This is a genomic window from Phocaeicola faecalis, assembly GCF_021730445.1.
In the GTDB taxonomy this organism is placed as follows: Bacteria; Bacteroidota; Bacteroidia; order Bacteroidales; family Bacteroidaceae; genus Phocaeicola; species Phocaeicola faecalis.
Genome location: NZ_JADNRM010000001.1, coordinates 819,114 through 839,718, shown reverse-complemented (window position 1 = coordinate 839,718; position 20,605 = coordinate 819,114). Strand labels below are relative to the sequence as shown.

The 20,605-nt window shown below is 41.9% G+C and carries 11 protein-coding genes and 1 tRNA gene; 10 read left to right on the top strand and 2 right to left on the bottom strand.

The annotated features are described in order from the left end of the window. Positions 1-13: 13 nt before the first annotated feature. The gene (locus tag IR173_RS03515; protein ID WP_237038288.1) at positions 14-550 is read left to right on the top strand and encodes an HD domain-containing protein; all 537 of its coding nucleotides are present in this window, start codon (positions 14-16) and stop codon (positions 548-550) included. A 929-nt stretch (positions 551-1,479) separates the two neighbouring features. After that, positions 1,480-4,209, top strand: coding sequence for a putative LPS assembly protein LptD (locus IR173_RS03510; RefSeq protein ID WP_237038287.1), 2,730 nt, complete (start codon positions 1,480-1,482; stop codon positions 4,207-4,209). A 14-nt stretch (positions 4,210-4,223) separates the two neighbouring features. Here IR173_RS03510 and ung read toward each other — a convergent pair whose 3' ends face one another. Both ung and asnA read right to left on the bottom strand, forming a co-directional pair. Further along, complete coding sequence (ung, locus tag IR173_RS03505) at positions 4,224-4,886, bottom strand: uracil-DNA glycosylase (protein WP_237038286.1); 663 nt, start codon at positions 4,884-4,886, stop codon at positions 4,224-4,226. A gap of 113 nt (positions 4,887-4,999) precedes the next feature. Continuing rightward, entirely contained in the window at positions 5,000-6,040 is a 1,041-nt protein-coding gene (gene asnA, locus IR173_RS03500) for an aspartate--ammonia ligase (RefSeq protein WP_237038285.1), read from the bottom strand. Positions 6,041-6,241: 201 nt separating this feature from the next. Between asnA and IR173_RS03495 the strand changes: the two genes are divergently transcribed. The 8 genes from IR173_RS03495 to IR173_RS03460 all read left to right on the top strand — a co-directional run bounded on the left by IR173_RS03495 (position 6,242) and on the right by IR173_RS03460 (position 20,588). Beyond that, positions 6,242-6,313: transfer RNA gene (locus IR173_RS03495), tRNA-Arg, on the top strand. A gap of 312 nt (positions 6,314-6,625) precedes the next feature. Then, complete coding sequence (locus IR173_RS03490) at positions 6,626-9,883, top strand: SusC/RagA family TonB-linked outer membrane protein (protein WP_237038284.1); 3,258 nt, start codon at positions 6,626-6,628, stop codon at positions 9,881-9,883. Positions 9,884-9,912: 29 nt separating this feature from the next. Next, on the top strand, positions 9,913-11,427 hold the full coding sequence (nanU, locus tag IR173_RS03485; protein WP_237038283.1) for a SusD family outer membrane lipoprotein NanU: 1,515 nt from the start codon (positions 9,913-9,915) through the stop codon (positions 11,425-11,427). A 127-nt stretch (positions 11,428-11,554) separates the two neighbouring features. Next, positions 11,555-13,195 (top strand): sialidase family protein, encoded by a 1,641-nt coding sequence (locus IR173_RS03480; protein WP_237038282.1) that lies wholly within the window; start codon positions 11,555-11,557, stop codon positions 13,193-13,195. A 30-nt stretch (positions 13,196-13,225) separates the two neighbouring features. Continuing rightward, entirely contained in the window at positions 13,226-15,205 is a 1,980-nt protein-coding gene (locus IR173_RS03475; protein WP_394800637.1) for a family 20 glycosylhydrolase, read from the top strand. A gap of 1 nt (position 15,206) precedes the next feature. After that, on the top strand, positions 15,207-15,872 hold the full coding sequence (locus tag IR173_RS03470; RefSeq protein WP_237038280.1) for an SGNH/GDSL hydrolase family protein: 666 nt from the start codon (positions 15,207-15,209) through the stop codon (positions 15,870-15,872). Continuing rightward, entirely contained in the window at positions 15,869-17,938 is a 2,070-nt protein-coding gene (locus tag IR173_RS03465; protein ID WP_237038279.1) for a GDSL-type esterase/lipase family protein, read from the top strand. The genes IR173_RS03470 and IR173_RS03465 overlap by 4 nt, the downstream gene beginning before the upstream one ends. 52 nt (positions 17,939-17,990) lie before the next feature. Beyond that, positions 17,991-20,588: a beta-mannosidase gene (locus IR173_RS03460; protein WP_237038278.1), complete on the top strand. Its 2,598-nt coding sequence runs from the start codon at positions 17,991-17,993 to the stop codon at positions 20,586-20,588. The last annotated feature ends 17 nt before the right edge of the window (positions 20,589-20,605 follow it).

Genomic DNA, 20,605 nt, shown 5'->3' with positions numbered 1-20,605 from the left:
AATTTAATTGAAGATGGACGCACTTGCTATCATTAATAAATATTATCCTGAAGAAAACGAGTTGAAACATATTCTGCTCACCCATAGTCGTTCGGTAGCTGACAAAGCGTTGCAGATTGCCGTCAAACACCCAGAACTTCATTTGGATACCGGTTTTTTGGAAGAGGCCGCCCTGTTGCACGACATCGGTATTTTTATGACTGACGCTTCCGGTATTCAGTGTTTTGGCATTCATCCATACATTTGTCACGGCTATTTAGGCTCCGAACTGCTGATGAACGAAGGGTATCCCCGCCATGCATTGGTTTGCGAGCGTCACACTGGGGCCGGAATGTCATTACAAAGCATCATAGAGCAGGATTTACCGATTCCGCATCGTGATATGGTTCCTGTTTCGATAGAAGAGCAGGTTATTTGTTTTGCAGATAAATTCTTTTCTAAAACACATCTTGACAGAGAGAAAAGCGTAGAAAAGGCGTTGAAAAGCATTTCGCGCTATGGAGAAGATGGAGTGATACGCTTTAAGCATTGGTGTGAATGTTTCTTGTGATAGAATAAGACTTAGAGCTTGTTTAAAAATGGCTGAAATCTTTTTATTATAAAGCTTCCGTATCAGCCGAATCGTTTCTTCCTCTCTCCTTTCATTAGCCGTTGAAACGTCCTGTTGATAGGCTTCCGGCCATGAAGGGACATCCCGTCACCGCTCTTTCAGCCTCCTTTCATTCGTAAAAAGCGGGAATTGCTTTTTAACTTTTTCGATAGCGCTTTCATTGACTGTAGGGGCGGACCCATGTGTCCGCCTGATAGCCCCGATAGCTTGAAGTGAACTGTTCCCGGGCAGACATACGGGTCTGTTCCTACAAAAAACGGCAGGCTGAAAAGATGTGTAGGAGTACACAGCTTGCATTGTGTGCTTTGAAGGCAGATTGTGAAGGGACTTGGGAAGCACGGCTGAAACGAGGATGAAGGGATGTACTGTCATCTTCAACCATTTGACAGCCAGTGTGTTTTGATTAAAATGTAAGGATGAAGGGAAAAGAAGGAATGACCGGATTGGGGAGGGGTGATTCCATCTGCCTCTACATGAAAAGGTGCTGATGTTTTTAAAAAACTTCCCGAACTTTTCCAAAAACTCCCCGAGCTTTTTTGAAAACATCAAGGTCTTTTTGTGTACGTACGCATGGGTCTACACATACGGTGGCACAGGCCTACACGTACGTACGCATAAGCCTACGCATATATACGCATCGGGCTACACGTATATACATATAAATCTGCACGTATAGGGGGAGATGGAAAGGTGATAATCTTATCTTATACTCTATCTTTTTCTGATAGATTTATTGAGACGAAACTAATATAAAAATCGGCAATAACAAACTTATGAGTAACTAATAAAATAAATTAAATATCCGCTTAATAGTTCATAATTGGCGGATTATGCTTAATTTTGCTCCCCAAAGCGTAAAAGTATTGTGAATGACGCCACTAAAACGACATAGATTTATACCATTTTTACTACTATTTGCCTGCCTGATGCTTTCGTTAAGCTCGGGCGCACAACGCAGAAGGAGGAACCCGGCATCAGGTAGAGATACCCTGAACGTAGATACAACACAGGTAGATACGCTTTCGGTAGATACTGTTGCACCTAAAAAGAAACAGCCATTGGACGCTCCCGTAGTATATGAGGCTAACGATTCCATTGTATTTACCGAAGGCGGATATGCGCATCTGTATGGCGACGGAAAGGTGAACTATGAAAAGATTGAACTGACTTCTGCCGTAATCACCATGAATATGGACAGTAGTACGGTATACGCCCGCGGTGTTCCTGATTCGGTAGGCGTAGAAACCGGTACTCCTATCTTTAAGGATGGAGAGACTCCATACGAGTCTAAAATCATGCGCTACAATTTCAAGACTAAAAAAGGATTTATCAACAATATCGTGACTCAGCAGGGTGAAGGATATGTCACCAGTGAAGAGTCTAAAAAAGGAGCGGGTGATGAGCTTTATCTTCGTCACGGTAGATATACTACTTGTGACCAGCATGATCATCCTCACTTTTATCTGAAACTTTCGATGGCGAAAGTACGCCCCAAGAAGAACGTGGTTTTTGGACCCGCACAGTTGGTAGTGGAAGATGTGCCTCTGCCTATTGCCGTGCCATTCGGGTTCTTCCCTTTCAACAGCAGCTACTCTTCAGGATTCATCATGCCTACTTATGGTGATGAAATGAATCGCGGTTTCTATTTGCGTGACGGCGGATATTATTTTGCCATCAGTGACCGTATGGATTTGAAGCTTTTGGGTGAAATCTTTACGAAAGGGTCATGGGGGCTTTCTGCACAGTCCAATTATAATAAGAGGTATAAATATAGCGGCAACTTTAATGCCAGTTATTTGGTGACCAAGACCGGTGAGAAAAATATGCCGGACTATAGTGTGACGAAGGACTTCAAACTTTCATGGAGCCATCGTCAGGATGCAAAAGCAAGCCCGAACAGTTCATTCTCTGCCAATGTGAATTTTGCTACCAGCAGTTACGACCGCCGGAGCATCAGCAGTTTGTATGATCCTAACCAATACTCAAATAATACCAAGACATCAAGTGTGAGCTATTCGCGCAACTTTCCCGAAATCGGTTTGAACCTGTCGAGTACGTTCAACCTTTCTCAGAATACGAAAGACTCATCTATTAATGTCACATTGCCCGACTTGAATATTTCTTTGAACCGTATTTATCCTTTCAAACGCAAGAACGGTGCCGGAGACGAACGCTGGTATGAGAAAATTTCTTTTCAGTATACGGGGCATTTGACCAATAGTATCAATACAAAAGATAATTTGATTCTGAAGCAGGGTATCAGTAAATGGAATAATGGTATGCAACATAATATTCCGGTTTCCGCTACTTTCACTCTGTTCAAATACTTTAATGTGGTGCCTTCATTCAATTATACCGAACGTTGGTATACACGCAAGATTGAGCAAAGCTATGATCCTAATGCTGTCGGAAATGTGAAGCGGGATACCATCAATGGGTTTAGCCGTGTATATGATTACAGAATGGGTATTCAGGTGAATACTAAACTGTATGGTATGTATAAGCCTTGGAAGAAACTGTTTGGTGATAGGATTGATGCTATCCGCCATGTCATGACTCCGTCTGTTTCTGTCAATTATGCTCCTGATTTCGGGGCTTCTCATTATGGATATTACAAAACGTATCAATATACGGACGAGAATGGAGAGGTGCGCACTGTGGAATATTCACCGTTTGCCGGTCAGTCATTCTCACCTCCGGGTAAAGGAAAGTCGGAGAGCTTTACTTTCGCACTGGATAATAATGTGGAAATGAAGGTGAAAACGGCTAATGACTCCATAAAGAAGGTGAGTCTCATTGACCAGTTATCGGCATCGCTTACTTATAATGCGGCGGCTGAAACTCGTCCGTGGAGTGACTTGAGCATGAATCTGCGTTTGAAACTGACAAAGAGTTATACTTTCAGCATGAATACATCGTTTGCTACGTATGGGTATAAGTTTGATGAAAACGGAAATGTGGTAGATAATGACCGTACAGAATGGTCTTATGGACGTTTTGGACGTTTTAAAGGATATAGCGGTTCTTTCTCTTACACATTGAATAATGATACATGGAAGAAGTGGTTCAGTCCGAAGGATGATAAGGACTCGAAAGATAAGAATAAAGGGAATGACAACGAGGCGCTTGATCAATATGATGACGAAAATACTGAAAAGGAAGACGAGGATAAATCCGGCTTGCGCAAGACGGAAGCTGCAGCTGTGGATACGGATGGGTATATGGCATTCAAGATGCCGTGGTCTCTGAGTTTGAGTTATAGCTACAGCATCAGTGAAGACAGGTCGAAGGAAATTAATAAGAAGAGTATGCGTTATCCTTATGCGGTCAGTCATTCACTGAATGTGTCGGGTAATATAAAATTAGGCAGCCGTTGGAATATCAACTGTTCTTCGGGTTATGACTTTAATACTAAGGAGATGTCTATGACAACGGTGAATATCAGCCGTGACTTGCACTGTTTCAATATGAGTTGTGGTTTGGTGTTCGGTCCGTTTACTTCTTATAATTTCAGTATCCGTGCAGCTTCGAACTTGCTGACGGATGCACTGAAATGGGACCAGCGTAGTAATACGGGCAGCTCGGTTACTTGGTATTAAAACGATAGAGAAGTCTACCACTGTATGGGTTGTTGCCCATGGGCTGTCAGATACTCATTGGCTCGGCTGAAATGTTTGTTTCCGAAGAATCCGTTATATGCTGATAGGGGTGACGGATGTGCGGATGCCAGTACTAAGTGTTTGTTTCTGTCGATAAATGCTCCTTTTTTCTGTGCATAAGCTCCCCATAGGATAAATACCAGATTTTCTCTTTCTTCTGCCAATGCTCGAATAGCTGCATCGGTAAATTCTTCCCAGCCTTGGCGTTGGTGCGAAGCGGCCTGGTGTGCGCGTACTGTCAGTGTGGCGTTGAGCATCAGCACTCCCTGGTTAGCCCATCGTGTCAAATTTCCTGTGGTGGGGATAGGAGTTCCCAAGTCGCTTTGTATTTCTTTGAAAATATTCTGCAAGGAAGGTGGAAAAGGAACACCGTCATTTACCGAAAAACAAAGGCCATGCGCTTGTCCGGGGCCATGATAGGGGTCTTGCCCAATAATTACCACTTTCACTTTGTTAAAAGGGCAAAGGTTGAAAGCGTTGAATATCAATCTTCCGGGAGGGTAGACAGTGGTAGTCTGATATTCTTGTCTTACAAAGTTAGTAAGTTTCACGAAGTAGTCTTTTTCAAATTCAGGAGCCAAATGTTGCTTCCAGCTTTCTTCTATTTGTACGTTCATTCTAATTCCTTTTTAGTTAAAACATGCCCTAAAGATAAGCGTATTTTGTAAATGTGACAAATAAAAAGCACGAATCCGGCCGATTCGTGCTTAAAAATAGGGCTGATTGATTATCAAATGAGTTGCATGCCCAGTTGTGCACATTCTTTTCTCATTTCTTCAGGCCAAATGCTGGCTTGAATTTCTCCGATATGTGCTTTTTGCAGGTAGAGCATACACAAACGTGACTGTCCGATACCGCCTCCGATACAGAGGGGCAGTGTGCCTTCCAACAGGCGTTTATGGAAATAGAGTTCTTTACGCTTTTCCTGTCCGCTCAGAGTCAGTTGGCGAAGCAGTGCTTCCTTGTCTACACGGATACCCATTGAAGAAAGTTCCACTGAACGGTCGAGTACTTTGTCCCAAACCAATAGGTCACCGTTCAATCCCGGCAAATTATTTTCGGGGTTGACTGTAGAATAGTCGTCATAGTCTGGTGCACGGAGGTCGTGTTCTTTTCCATCGCTTAACCGGCATCCGATACCAATAATAAATACGGCTCCGTATTTTTGTGCAATAGCGTGTTCACGTTCCTTCGGAGTCTTGTCCGGATACATCTGCAGCAATTCTTCCGAATGGATGAAATGGATGTCATGGGGCAGGAACGGTTTGATTTGCGGATACATTTCACATACCATATATTCAGTGCGGCGCATGGCTGCGTATATACGTGTGACAATCTCTTTCAGGAAATGGACGTTGCGTTGTTCTTTGGTAATCACTCGTTCCCAGTCCCATTGGTCGACATAGAGTGAATGTAGATTGCCCAGCTCTTCGTCTGCACGGATAGCATTCATATCAGTATAAATTCCGTATCCGGGCTCGATATTATATTCTGCCAAAGTAAGTCTTTTCCATTTGGCAAGTGAGTGAACAACTTCTGCTTGTGCGTCTCCTAAGTCTTTGATTGGGAAAGAAACAGGACGTTCGGTTCCGCTTAGGTCATCATTGATACCCATTCCTTTCAAAACGAACAATGGGGCCGTCACACGACGAAGGCGTAACTCTGATGATAAGTTCTGCTGGAAGAACTCCTTTATTTGCTTGATGCCCAACTCTGTTTGCTTTAAATCCAGCAAAGGTTTATAGTTGGCAGGTTTAATAAGGTAACTCATTATATATTGTTCTAATTATTTTAATAGTTCGCAAATATAGAAATTATTTGTGATAATGTTATTGTTTTGACCGAAAATATAGTCAAATTGATTGTTTTATGCTTAAATTAACGAGCAAAATATCATTTTACTTCATAAAATCTGTTTTTTATTAGGAGAAAGAAGATATATTTTGTACTTTTGCACGTTCATTAAAATAACGCACCCGTAGTTCAATGGATAGAATACCGGATTCCGGTTCCGACGATATGAGTTCGATTCTCATCGGGTGTACGAATTTAGCAACCTCCTGACAGACTTCTGTCAGGAGGTTTTTTCTAAATAATACTTTCCCTCTGTGAACCTTTTTTCTTCTTTCTAGTTATTCCATTATGAAACTTTTGAAAAAGTCTCTTATTATTTAGCTTTTTCTTAAAAAATAACGCTAATAAATGATATTGTTTGTTTTGTAGATTGTATATATTAAAAATGCGAGTATATATTCGCCTTGCAGATTAAAATATTTGCTTATATGGTTGTTTTGAGACTGACGATTAATTAAACTTATTTATTTAAACATTAAATTATCAACTAAATCTGAGATTCATGAAGAAGGCTCTCTTTTTAATGATGTGCTTATGCTTCTCAATTAGTGTATTAGCACAAGCAAAGACGGTAACGGGAACGGTGGAAGATGCTACCGGAGAACCGATTATCGGGGCAAGTGTTCTGGAAATGGGCACAACAAATGGTACAATAACTGACGTAGACGGTAACTTTACTCTTCAAGTTCCGGAAGGAGCAAAACTTGAAGTGAGTTTTCTTGGTTACAAATCACAGCAAATTGTGGTGGGCGCACAGAGCCATTACAAGGTGGTGTTGAAAGAAGATACTGAGGTGTTGGATGAGGTAGTAGTTGTGGGATATGGTGTGAAGCAAAAACGCTCTACTATGACTACGGCTATTTCAAAAATGGATAATAAGGTACTCGAAAATGCAGCGATTGCTAATGCGGCACAGGCATTGCAGGGGTCTGTCAGTGGTTTGCGGGTGACAAATACATCCGGTGCTCCGGGTAGTTCGCCCACTATCGTACTGCGTGGTGGTGCCGGTATCGAATCTGCCGGAAGTCCGCTGGTGGTAGTAGACGGAGTTGTTCGCTCGATGGATGATGTCAATCCAGCGGATATCGAGTCAATCCAAGTATTAAAAGATGCAGCTTCGACTGCTATTTATGGTGCCCGTGCCAATAACGGTGTCATTTTGGTGCAGACCAAGAAAGGAAAAGAGGGGGTTGCCCAGATTTCTTATAAATTTAAGGGTGGTCTGAACTTTGCCCGCAAAGGATATGAATACATGGATGCCGAAAACTACATTAAATACGGACGTTTGGGACGTCAGTATTCGGGTGGTAGCTTATCACAAATTGATGGTATGCGCGGTTATGGTGCTGTGTACGGTCAGAATAACCCTGAACAATTTTCTATCAGATACCTGGATGGCAATGAAGATTTACTGCAGGACGGATGGAGACAAATGACTGACCCTATTTCGGGCAAGCAAATTGTGTTTAAAGATTATGGCACTACTTTGAGAGATGAAGTATATAAAGATCCTGCCTTCACTCAAGACCACTATCTGAACTTTACCGGCGGTAATGAAAAAGGTACTTTTGCTGCATCGTTGGGCTATTACTCGGAAGATGGTACTGTAAAAGGTACTCAGTACAGACGTTTTAGCGGTACATTGAACGGTAACTATAAAGTATTGCCTATCTTGAATATCAAGGGAGGGGTGAATTTCTCTACTTCAGAAGCTCCGCAATTGTATTATGATGATACGGCTGACTTGTTCGAACGTTTACAGAGTGTGGAACCGACATGGAATCCTTTCCTGCCGGATGGTTCGCCCAACTATGGTTATGGTAAAAGAGATGGTAACCCTTTGTATTGGCTCGATAAGTTGACTAATAAAAACAATACCCGCCGCACTACGCTGAATATTGGTGCCGATCTTGAGTTGATTAAAGATAAATTGTATTTGAGAGAAAACAGCTCGTTATATTATTCAGATTATACGAAAGAAACTTTTGATAAGGCGTATCGTGACTATTGGAATGAAAATACGCAGCGTAAAGCCTCTTTCGAATATACACGTACTATTCAGCAACAGCATAGTTTGCAGTTGGAATATACCGATACTTTTAAAGAGAAGCATAATGTTTCTGCCATGGTGGGAGGTGAATACTTTGAAAATCAATATTTGCAATATAAAGGCACAGCCGATGGTGCTCCTTTCGACCAGATACCGACATTGAATGTTTCCGGCCGTGATAATATGTGGTCTTATTCTTACCGTCAGGGATATCGTATCGCTTCCGGTTTTGCACGTGTGACTTATGATTACGAACGGCGTTACCTGTTTACTGCTGTGATGCGTTATGACGGTATTTCTAAATTGTCGGATAACCGTTGGGGCTTCTTCCCCGGTGTGTCTGCCGGATGGAATGTTCACGAGGAAGCTTTCTTTAAGGATAGTGAGCTGGCAAAAGTAGTATCTACTGTGAAACCCCGTATCTCTTACGGTATCAACGGTAATGTAAACGGCATTGGAAATTATGATGTGTATGGAGTTTATGATAAGCAGACTGCTTATAATGGAACGACAGGTATCTTGAATACGGGAGTGATTAACTCAAAATTGAAATGGGAAAAGAGTAAATCTTTTGAATTGGGGCTGGATTTGGGATTCTTGGATAATCGTTATAATTTGATATTGGATTATTATAACCGTACCACATCCGATTTGCTGACTAATGTTAATTTGCCGGGCTATACCGGTTTTGATTCTTTCAAAACAAATTTGGGAAGTCTTCGTAATACCGGTTTTGAAGTGGAAGGTAACTTAAGCTTGATTCGTAATCCGAAAGGCTTTAACTGGGATTTCTCTTTTAATGCTTCATTGGTACATAATAAGATTATTAAGCTTCCTTATAATGGAAACGAAAACAACCGCCAGGGCGGTACTCAGGTTTTTGACCCTAAAACACAACAGGTGATTTGGGTAGGCGGTTATCAGGAAGGGCATACCATGGGAGATATTTATGCTTATAAGCAAGTGAAGATTCTTAGTGATTGGAATGAGGTGAATACCATGGCAGGTGATTATATTGATATGATTGCCGGACTTTATGGACCTAACGTAAGTGATGCCGATAAAAAGAAGTATGGTTTGACAAAACCCATTGAACCGGGTGATGTTTTGTGGGCGGATTTGGATGGAAACCATAAAATAGACCAGCTGGACCGCGTGAAAGTAGGTAATATTTATCCTAAATGGACAGGTGGTTTCTCTACTACGCTTTCTTATAAGAGTGTGTCTTTATACGGACGGTTTGATTTTGCTTTGGGACATACTATTCTGAATATGGTGGCTATGCGTTCTTTGGGACAGTCTGTTGGTTTCAAGAATATAATTAAGGAAGGACTGAAGACTTGGACGGAAGAGAATACGAATACCAATCTGCCGAAATCTTATTATGATGACTCTACCAACAAGAAAAATATTTATCGTGATACGAAGGGTAGCGATATTACTTCTGTTAATGATAGAAGTTCCAGATTCTATGAAAAAGGGGATTATCTGGCCTTGAGAGAATTAACTTTGAATTGGAAATTACCTGTTAACTGGGTGTCTAAGGTGGGCATGACAAATGCGTCTGTGTATATCACGGGGCAGAACTTGTTCTATATCACCGGCTATAGCGGTTCTTCTCCCGAAGCTCCGTTGACTTATCCGGGTGTGGATACCGGACGTTATCCTACACCGAGAACAGTGTTGGTAGGTGCCTCTGTATCATTCTAAGTTTATTATAATAAAAGAAGAAACGATTTATGAAAAATAAGATTATATCATTAGCCATCATGACAGCTTCCCTTTTTACAATGACGGGATGTTTGGATATGGATCCGGTAAGTAGTATTACCGATAAGAATATGTGGGAGAGTGAGGGTCAGTTTACTTCGTTTGTTTATGGGGTACACAGTCGCTTACGTGCAAATTCTTTCAATATGTTTATTTTAGGAGAGTTGCGCTCGGATATTTATAATCCTTCTACCGGATGGACGGGAGAGAGTAATAAGGTGGAGGAAATTACTTCTAATATATTAAGTCAGGAACGTCCGGGATTGAGCAACTTTGCAGGTCTGTATAGTAATATTAACCAGATAAATCTGTTTATCAGTAAAGCTGCCAATACGAATTTGTTAAAGGAGAAAGATAAGGCTTATTATTTGGGACAGATGTATGGCTTGAGAGCATTCTATTATTTCCATTTACTTCGTTCATGGGGAGATGTGGTTTGGACAGACCAACCGAGCACAGGCTTTGAAATCGGTAAACTGGATAAGGCGGCTAGTCCGGCTACGGAAATAATGGAAAAGATTAAAGCGGATATACAAAGCTCGGAAGACTATTTTGGCACAGATTACAGTTTTCGTGAATCACGTACATTTTGGTCGAAAGCTGCAACACTGATGCTGAAAGCTGAAGTCTATTTGTGGTCCGGTCGCCAAATGGGAGGTGGAACAGCCGATGCTACAGTTGCTCAGAATGCTTTGACCGACATTCAGAGTCATATCTCCAGAGAAACTCTTGATTTGATGCCAAACTATACAGACGTGTTTGCTTATGACGATAAAGGTAATGAGGAGATTATCTTTACCATTCATAATAAACAGAACGAAACAGATTTGTTTGGCGGCAGTTGGAGAAATAATCTGGTGCCTCAAAGAGCTACATTGAGTCTTTATTATGATAAAGAGACAGACGGACAGTTTGAATTGAATTTCAATGGTAACATGTATTATCCTATAAGAAATGAGTTGTACGACAACTTTGATGACTTAGATACCAGAAAACAAGGAACTCTGAAAGCTGCCTTTACAATGGATGCACCACACGATTATGTAGGATGTTTCCCTTATAAATATCGTGGCACTACCCCGTCGGGAGCTTCAGAAAGACTTTTTGCCGATGATTTTCCTGTATACCGTTATGCCGATTTATTGTTGATGTTGGCTGAAGCCAAGTCGTTGACCGGAGGAGATCCGACTACCGAAATCAATTTGATACGTGCCCGTGCTTATAAGACTAATTATGATGCGGCCACAATGGGGTATCCGAATATGGCAGGTGACAAAGACGGCATCAATGAGGTTTTATTGAGAGAACGCTATAAGGAATTTATGTTCGAAGGCAAACGTTGGTATGATCTGCGTCGTTTCGGCAATGAATATGTATTTGAGTACACTACTGCCGATGCTTCTTACCCTCAACGCTTGTTGTGGCCTATCGACAAGAATACATTGACAAATAACCCTGCTTTGGAACAAACTCCGGGATATTAATCGCATTTCTTGCCTAAATAATAAAATAAAGGTGGTTTTTTATCATAAAAAGATAAAGAATCACCTTTTTATTTTCATATTACAATAAAATATTTTATTTTTACCCGCGTAATTAAACAATAATATTATGAAACGAATTTCTTGGTTGTTAGGAACTCTTTTATTCCTCTCTCCTTTACAAATGAGTGCTCAAAAGCAGGATACGGTTGCTGTGCGCGAAACACGTATCCCGGTATTGATTGAACGACAGGACAATGAACTGTTTAATTTGCGTATAGATGCTACGCAAAGTCAGGTGTTGAATGATGTGAAACTTAGTTTCGGCAAAGAAGTGAATCTGAATGAAATAGAAGCAGTGAAGCTTTATTATGGCGGAACAGAAAGTGCTGAGAGAAAAGGAAAAACTTATTTTGCTCCCGTTGATTATATTCCAAGTAATACTCCGGGTAAGACATTGGCTGCTAATCCTGCTTATTCGATTTTGAAAGCAGAAGTAAAAGCTCCGAAAAGAGATATTGTGTTTAAAGTAGACCAAAAATTGTATCCGGGGGTGAACTATTTTTGGGTGAGTTTACAGATGAAACCGACTGCTTCCGTGCTTGCAAAGGTATCGGCAGAAGTGACAGGTGTAACGATGGATGGTCAGGCTGCTCCGGTGAAAGTGGTGCGTAAAACTGATACTCATTATATGGGAGTTGGTGTTCGTCATGCCGGTGATGATGGAGTGGCAGCTTATCGTATACCGGGATTGGCGACTTCCAATAAAGGTACGCTACTTGGTGTATATGATGTTCGTCACAACAACAGCGCAGACTTGCAAGAATATGTGGAAATAGGTTTGAGCAGAAGTACAGACGGCGGACAGACTTGGGAAAAGATGCGTATTCCGATGTCTTTCGGTGAACATGAAGGTTTGCCAAAAGCTCAGAATGGGGTGGGAGACCCTGCTATCTTGGTGGACAAGAAGACTGGTACTATCTGGATTATAGCAGCGTGGACACACGGAATGGGTAACGGACGTGCTTGGTGGAATTCTCAACCGGGAATGGATATGCATCATACCGCACAACTTATGTTGGTGAAGAGTGATGATGACGGTAAAACATGGTCTGAACCGATAAATATTACGGAACAGGTAAAAGATCCTTCTTGGTATTTCTTGTTACAAGGTCCGGGTAGAGGTATTTCGATGGATGATGGCACGTTGGTATTTGCCAGCCAATATATCGGAAGTGATAGAATTCCTAATGCAGGTATTATCTATAGTAAAGACCATGGTAAGACATGGAATATCAGTTCATTGGCACGTACCAATACGACAGAATCACAAGTTGCTGAAATAGAGCCGGGGGTATTGATGCTGAATATGCGCGATAACCGTGGCGGCAGTCGTGCGGTATCTACTACTACCGATATGGGTAAAACTTGGAAAGAGCATGTTTCCTCTCGTACTTCTTTGCAGGAACCGGTATGTATGGCGAGCCTGATTAGTGTGAAGGCCAAAGACAATGTGCTAGGCAAAGATATTCTGTTGTTCTCTAATCCGAATGATACAAAGAATCGTCACAGCATCACAATTAAGGCAAGCCTTGATGGTGGAGTGACTTGGTTGCCCGAAAACCAGTTGTTGCTGGATGCCGGATGGGGTTGGGGATATTCTTGCCTGACTATGATTGATAAAGAAACAGTAGGTATATTATATGAAAGTAGTGTGGCTCACATGACTTTCCAGGCTATTAAACTGAAGGATATTATCAAAACTAAATAAATGAAATGTAGATTAACCTGTCTCATAGGTATGATATTTGTCTGTGCTATAATTATAGCACAGACAAATGCTTATCCGTTACTTCCTATGCCACAGAGTTATATAGTAACGGATAAGTCGTTTACAATGGGAAAGGTAAAGCTTTCTACTCCGGTTTTGAAGTCGGAGTGGGAGGCTTTTATTGTAAATGCCGGTGGGGAGTTGGCAGACAAAGCTACTGCTGAGATTAAAGTAGAACTTCTTCCGGTTATTGATGGGGTCAAGTTAAATCCGGATGAGGCATATAGATTGTCTGTGTCCGGAAAATTGATTAAGATAGAGGCTGTTACAGAACGTGGGGTGTATTGGGCTTTGCAAACGCTCCGTCAGTTAGAAAAGAAAAAAGGAAAGAAAAGCAACTTTGCCGGTTGTGAGATTGTGGATTGGCCGGCTTTCCGGATACGTGGCTTTATGCAGGATGTAGGTCGCAGCTATATTTCGATGGAAGAATTAAAACGGGAAATAGAGATACTGTCTCGTTTTAAAATCAATGTATTTCATTGGCATCTTACCGAGAATCAGGCATGGCGTTTGGAGAGTAAGATATTCCCGATGCTGAATGACAGTATTAATACAATCCGTATGCCGGGTAAGTATTATACACTGGAGGAAGCGCGTGAATTGGTGGACTTTTGTAAACAACATCAAGTCATGTTGATTCCCGAAATAGATATGCCGGGACATAGTGCTGCCTTTATCCGTACTTTCCGTCACGATATGCAGAGTCCTGAAGGAATGAAAATCTTGAAACTGTTGATAGATGAAGTTTGTGAGACCTTTGATGTGCCTTATTTGCATATCGGCACCGATGAAGTAGCTTTTACTAATCCTGATTTTGTTCCAGAAATGGTATCTTATGTGCGTTCAAAAGGCAAGAAGGTGATTTCTTGGAATCCCGGTTGGCATTATAAGCCGGGAGAAATAGATATGACCCATTTGTGGAGCTATCGTGGAAAGGCGCAACCGGGTATTCCTGCCATTGATTCCAAATTTCATTATTTGAATCACTTCGATACATTTGCCGATTTGGTTGCCCTGTATAACAGTCGTATATATAATAAGGTAGAAGGAAGTAATGATATAGCCGGTACCATATTGGCTATATGGAATGACCGGATGATTTCAAAAGAAGAAGATATGATTGTTCAAAATGGATTGTATCCCAATATGCTTGCCATTGCCGAGCGTGCATGGAGAGGTGGCGGATCAGAATACTTCGACGGGAATGGAACGATGTTTCCTGATGAGAATACAGAAACATTCCATGAGTTTTCCGATTTTGAAAATCGTATGTTATGGCATAAAGAACATACATTCAAAGGCTATCCTTTTGCGTATGTGAAACAGACTAATGTGAAATGGAACATTACCGATGCCTTTCCCAACGATGGGGACTTGTCAAAAGTATTTCCTCCCGAACAGGAGTTGAAAGAATCCTATGAGTATAAAGGGAAAACGTATGGAACACGCGAAGCTATTGGTGCCGGCATTTATCTGCGTCACGTTTGGGGAACATTGGTTCCGGGTTTTTATAAAAATCCTAAGGAAGACCATACCGCTTATGCTTATACATGGGTTTATTCTCCCAAAGATCAAGAGGTGGGGTTGTGGGCTGAGTTTCAGAATTACAGCCGTTCCGAGATGGATTTGGCCCCATTACAAGGAAAGTGGGATTATAAAGGCAGTCGGATATGGATTAACGATCAGGAAATAATGCCTCCCGTGTGGACAGCCACTCATCGGGTAAAAAGTAATGAAGTACCTTTGGGTAATGAAAATTGTGTGGTGCGTCCTCCATTGCTGGTCCATTTAAATAAAGGTTGGAACAAAGTATTCCTGAAGTTGCCGATAGGCAAGTTTAGAATGGACGAAACACGTCTTGTCAAGTGGATGTTTACTACCGTCTTTGTTACTCCGGATGGTGAAAAAGCAGTAGAAGGATTAATTTATTCACCTAAAAAACAACTATAAAATGAAAAACATTGCTTTACTTTTGTTGGGGCTTTTCTTTGCACTTCCCCAATTTGCCCAAGAACGCAAATATTCTACATTCTATGAGCAACGTGCAACTTTATTCGAAGAACTTCCGGTTACTTCGAAAGATATCATCTTTTTGGGCAACAGTATAACTAACGGATGTGAGTGGGGTGAGCTTTTCCAGAATTCTCATGTGAAAAACAGGGGAATCAGTGGTGATATCTGTATGGGAGTATACGACCGTCTTAATCCTATTGTAAAGGGAAAGCCGGCTAAAATATTTCTTTTAATAGGTATTAATGATGTGGCGCGAGGAACGTCGGCAGATACAATTGTTGCAAGAATCGAAATGATTGTAAAGAAAATAAAGGCAGAATCTCCGAAAACTAAATTATATTTGCAAAGTGTATTGCCCGTCAACGATTGTTATGGTATGTTTGGCGGACACACCTCTCGTTGGCAGGTTGTGAAGCAGATAAACGATTTGTTGAAACCTTTGGCAGAGAAGGAGGGAGCTGCGTATGTTGATTTGTATAGCCACTTTGTGGATGGAGATACCGGAAAGATGAACCCTCAATATTCCAATGATGGTCTGCATTTATTGGGAAAAGGCTATCTGTTGTGGCGTGATATTGTGAAACCTTATGTTGATAAGAAATGAAAAAGACACTGATACTTTTTATAAGCCTTTTTTTCTGTGTTGCTCTTTTTGCACAGAAAAAAATCAAAGTTGCTTGTGTGGGTAATAGCATTACTTATGGTTATACATTGCCCGACCGTGAAACTAATGCTTATCCGGCAAAGTTACAAAAAATGCTGGGGGGCGATTATATGGTTGGTAACTTTGGAAAATCCGGTGCTACTTTATTGAATAAAGGTCATCGTCCTTATATGCAGCAGGAGGAATACCGTAAGGCAATTGATTTTGCCGGTGATATCGTTGTCATCCATCTGGGTATCAATGATACAGATCCGCGAGACTGGCCTAATTATCGTGATTTCTTTATTAACGACTATAGGGCGTTGATAGATTCTTTTCGTGTGGCTAATCCCAAATGTCGCATTTTGATTGCGCGTCTTACGCCGATTGCCGACCGTCATCCCCGTTTTGAGTCGGGCACACGTGATTGGCATGGTGAAATACAATTGGCTATCGAGAATATTGCTAAATATACCGGTATCCAGTTAATTGATTTCCATGAACCACTGTATCCTTATCCGTTCATGTTGCCCGATGCGGTTCATCCCAATGTGGAGGGAGCTGAAATATTGGCTAAGACTGTATATGAAGGTATTACCGGAGATTTTGGCGGGTTGAAGATGAGCCCGTTGTATACTGACAATATGGTGCTGCAACATGGAAAGCCGTTGACTATTCAGGGTACTGCCAATGCCAGCGATAAAATAACTGTATCTATCGCACATCAGAAACGGAACGTTGTAGCAGGCATGGATGGTAAATGGTCTGTCACTCTCTCACCTTTAAAAGCAGGAGGACCTTATACATTAGCTATTTCTTCGGATAAGGAAAAACTTACCTATAACAATGTGTTGGCTGGAGAAGTATGGCTTTGTTCCGGGCAGTCGAATATGGAATTCTATTTGAATTGGAGTGCGACCGCCAAACGTGATGTGCCACAAACTGCCAATAATAATATCCGTTTTTTTGATATGAAAGCGCGTTGGCGTACAGATGCAGTCGAATGGAATGCTTCCGTTCTTGATTCTTTGAATCATTTGCAATATTATAAAGATACGCAATGGACAGTTTGTTCTCCAAAAACGGCCGGCAATTTCTCCGCCGTGGCTTATTATTTCGGCAAGATGTTGCAGGATAGTCTGCAAGTGCCTGTCGGGTTGATTTGCAATGCCATCGGCGGTTCACCTACTGAAGCATGGGTAGACCGTAGTTCGTTGGAATATCACTTTCCGGCTATTTTGCGTAATTGGACTAAAAATGATTTTATTCAAGACTGGGTGCGTGGACGTGTTGCTTTGAATGTTAAAAAGTCAACTGATAAATTGCAGCGTCATCCCTACGAACCTTGTTATCTGTACGAATCGGGTATTCGTCCTTTGCAACAATTCCCTATTAAAGGTATTATTTGGTATCAGGGAGAGTCGAATGCGCATAATCGCGAAGCACACGAAAAACTGTTTAAATTATTAGTTGACAGTTGGCGCAAGAACTGGGCAGATAATGAGTTACCTTTTTATTATGTGCAGTTATCGAGTATCGACCGTCCGTCATGGCCTTGGTTCCGCGATAGCCAGCGTCGTTTCTTGACACAAATCTCCAATACAGGTATGGCGGTGACTTCGGATAAAGGAGATTCCTTGAATGTACATCCTACACATAAGCAGGAAGTAGGGGAACGTCTGGCTGTTTGGGCCTTAAACAAGACTTATCATCATAAAAATGTAGTGCCTTCAGGACCGCTTTTCAAATCTGTGTCCTTTAAAAATGGGGCAGCTTATATTTCTTTTGATTATTCTGAGGGTCTTCATGCATCAGATAACAATGAAATTCGTACCTTTGAGCTGGCTGGAGATGACCAATTGTTTTATCCGGCAAAAGCTGTCGTCGTGAACGGCGAATTAAAAATATGGAGTGACAAGGTAAAAGAGCCGACAATAGTGCGTTATGGTTGGCAACCGTTTACTCGTGCCAATCTGGTGAATGGTGCAGGGTTGCCGGCTTCAACGTTCCGTTCGGATGTGAAATAACGATAGGGGAAGCTTTACGCTTCCCCGTTGGAACGATAAAAAGATGTAAGATATGAGAAAATTGCGAATGTTAATGATGATGGGATGCATCCCCATGATATTAGGTGCCAAGGAGTATAAGGAGCCTGAGAAGATAAACCTGAATAAAGGATGGGAATTCAACCAGGCAGGCAAGAATGAGTGGTTGCCGGCTATAGTTCCTAGTACGGTACACCAGAATTTGATAAGCTATGGTATCATTCCGAATCCTTTTTATGGTAAGAACGAAGAGAAGGTGCAATGGGTGGAAAAGGAGGATTGGACATATAGAACTACTTTCAATGTGACGGACGAACAGCTGGCACGTGATGCTGCCGTACTCCAGTTTGAAGGATTGGATACTTATGCTGATATTTATCTGAACGGCTCTTTATTGGAACGTACAGACAATATGTTTGTCGGTTATACTCTTCCTGTGAAAGAGGTATTGAGGAAGGGGGAAAACCGTTTACAGGTCTATTTCCATTCACCCATCAAACAGGCATTACCGCAATGGGAAACAAACGGATTCGACTATCCGGCAGACAATGACCATAGTGACAAGCGTGTCAGTATCTATACCCGTAAAGCACCTTACAGCTATGGATGGGATTGGGGTATTCGATTGGCTACCAGTGGTATATGGCGTCCCGTACATTTGGTTTATTATGATGTGGCAGCTATTGAGGATTATTATGTGCGCCAAGCATCGGTAACTGAGGAATTGGCGAAGGTCGAGAATCAGTTGGCAATAAATAATATCACTTCTACTCCTCAAAAGGCGGAAGTGACCGTGAGTTATTCTTATAAAGACGGTGAAAAGACAACGAAGCAGAAAGAAGTGACCCTGCAACCGGGTGCGAATGAAATCAATATACCCATAGAAATCGCCAATCCTCATCTTTGGATGCCGAATGGTTGGGGCGAACCTGCTTTATATGACTTTGAAGCTCAGGTAAAGGTGGATGGCAAAGTGATTGCTTCCAAGCAGGAACGTATCGGACTGCGTAATATCCGTGTAGTAAAGGAGAAAGATGCCCAAGGTGAATCTTTCTATTTCGAGGTAAACGGTAAACCGATGTTCGCTAAGGGAGCGAACTTCATTCCCGATGATGCTTCGTTGCCCAATGTCACGCCTGAACGCTACCACCGATTATTCAAAGATGTGAAAGAGGCCAATATGAACATGCTTCGTGTATGGGGTGGCGGTGTGTATGAGGATGATGCTTTTTATAAGGAAGCCGATGAAAACGGTATCCTGATTTGGCAGGACTTCATTTTTGCTTGTACCACTTATCCGTCAGACCCTGCTTTCTTGAAGCGTGTGGAGGCGGAAGCCGACTACAATATCAAGCGTTTGCGCAATCATGCAAGTTTGGCCATGTGGTGTGGAAATAATGAAATCTATGAAGGAATGCGTTATTGGGGATGGGACAAGAAATATACCGACCCTGCCATAATGGAAGGTATGAAACAAGGATACGACAAACTGTTCCGTGAATTGCTGCCCCGCAAGGTGAAAGAATTGGATGCCGACCGCTTCTATATGCACGGCTCTCCTTACGAAGCCAATTGGGGACGCCCGGAGAGTTGGAAGATAGCCGACAGCCATAACTGGGGGACATGGTATGGACAGAAACCCTTCGAGAGTTTCGATACGGAGATACCTCGTTTTATGAGCGAATATGGTTTCCAGGCATTCCCGGAAATGAAGACTATTGCCACTTTCGCCGCACCCGAAGATTATGCGTTGGAATCGGAAGTGATGAATGCCCATCAGAAGGCTTCTACCGGTAACTTCTTGATTAAAAAGACGATGGGGCTGTATTATAAGGTTCCCGAAGACTTTGAACAACTGGTGTACTTGGGCTTGGTATTGCAAGGACAAGGGATGCGTCATGGGATGGAAGCCCATCGCCGCAACCGTCCTTATTGTATGGGCACGCTTTATTGGCAGCTGAATGACAGTTGGCCGGTTGTTTCTTGGTCGAGCATCGATTATTATGGAAACTGGAAAGCCATGCACTATCAGGCAAAGAGGGCTTTCGCTCCGGTATTGGTGGATGCAATAAAAGAAGGGGATGATTTGAATATCTATGTAATGTCCGACAAGTTGGAAGCCGATAAAGATGTCACCCTTCAGTTGCGTCTGATGGATTTTGACGGGAAAGTATTAAAGAAGCAAGAGATAAAAGGTGAAGTGCCCGCTAATGCTTCTACCTTATATTATAAGGAGAAGTACGAGGGAATGACTCCTAATCCAAGGAATACCTTCTTACTGATGACGCTGAAAAACAAGAAAGGCGAAGTATTGTCCGAAGAAATTTATTATTTCAACTTTGCCAAAGAGCAGGATTTGCCTAAGGCTGATATACGCTATAAGGTGAAGCAAATGGATGGCAAGTGTGAGATAACACTATCTTCCAAGCAGTTGGCAAGAGATGTGTTTATCGAAATACCTAAGCAGTTGGAACCCACCTTATTGGAGTCTTCTCTTCAGGGAGCAAGGTTCTCTGATAATTTCTTCGACCTGTTGCCGGGACAAACGAAGAAAGTGGTGGTTACTTCCGAGGAGTTGTTGAAAGATGGGAAATTGGATATTCGTATCCATCAATTAAGCGATACTAACTAATCAATTAAGTATATATT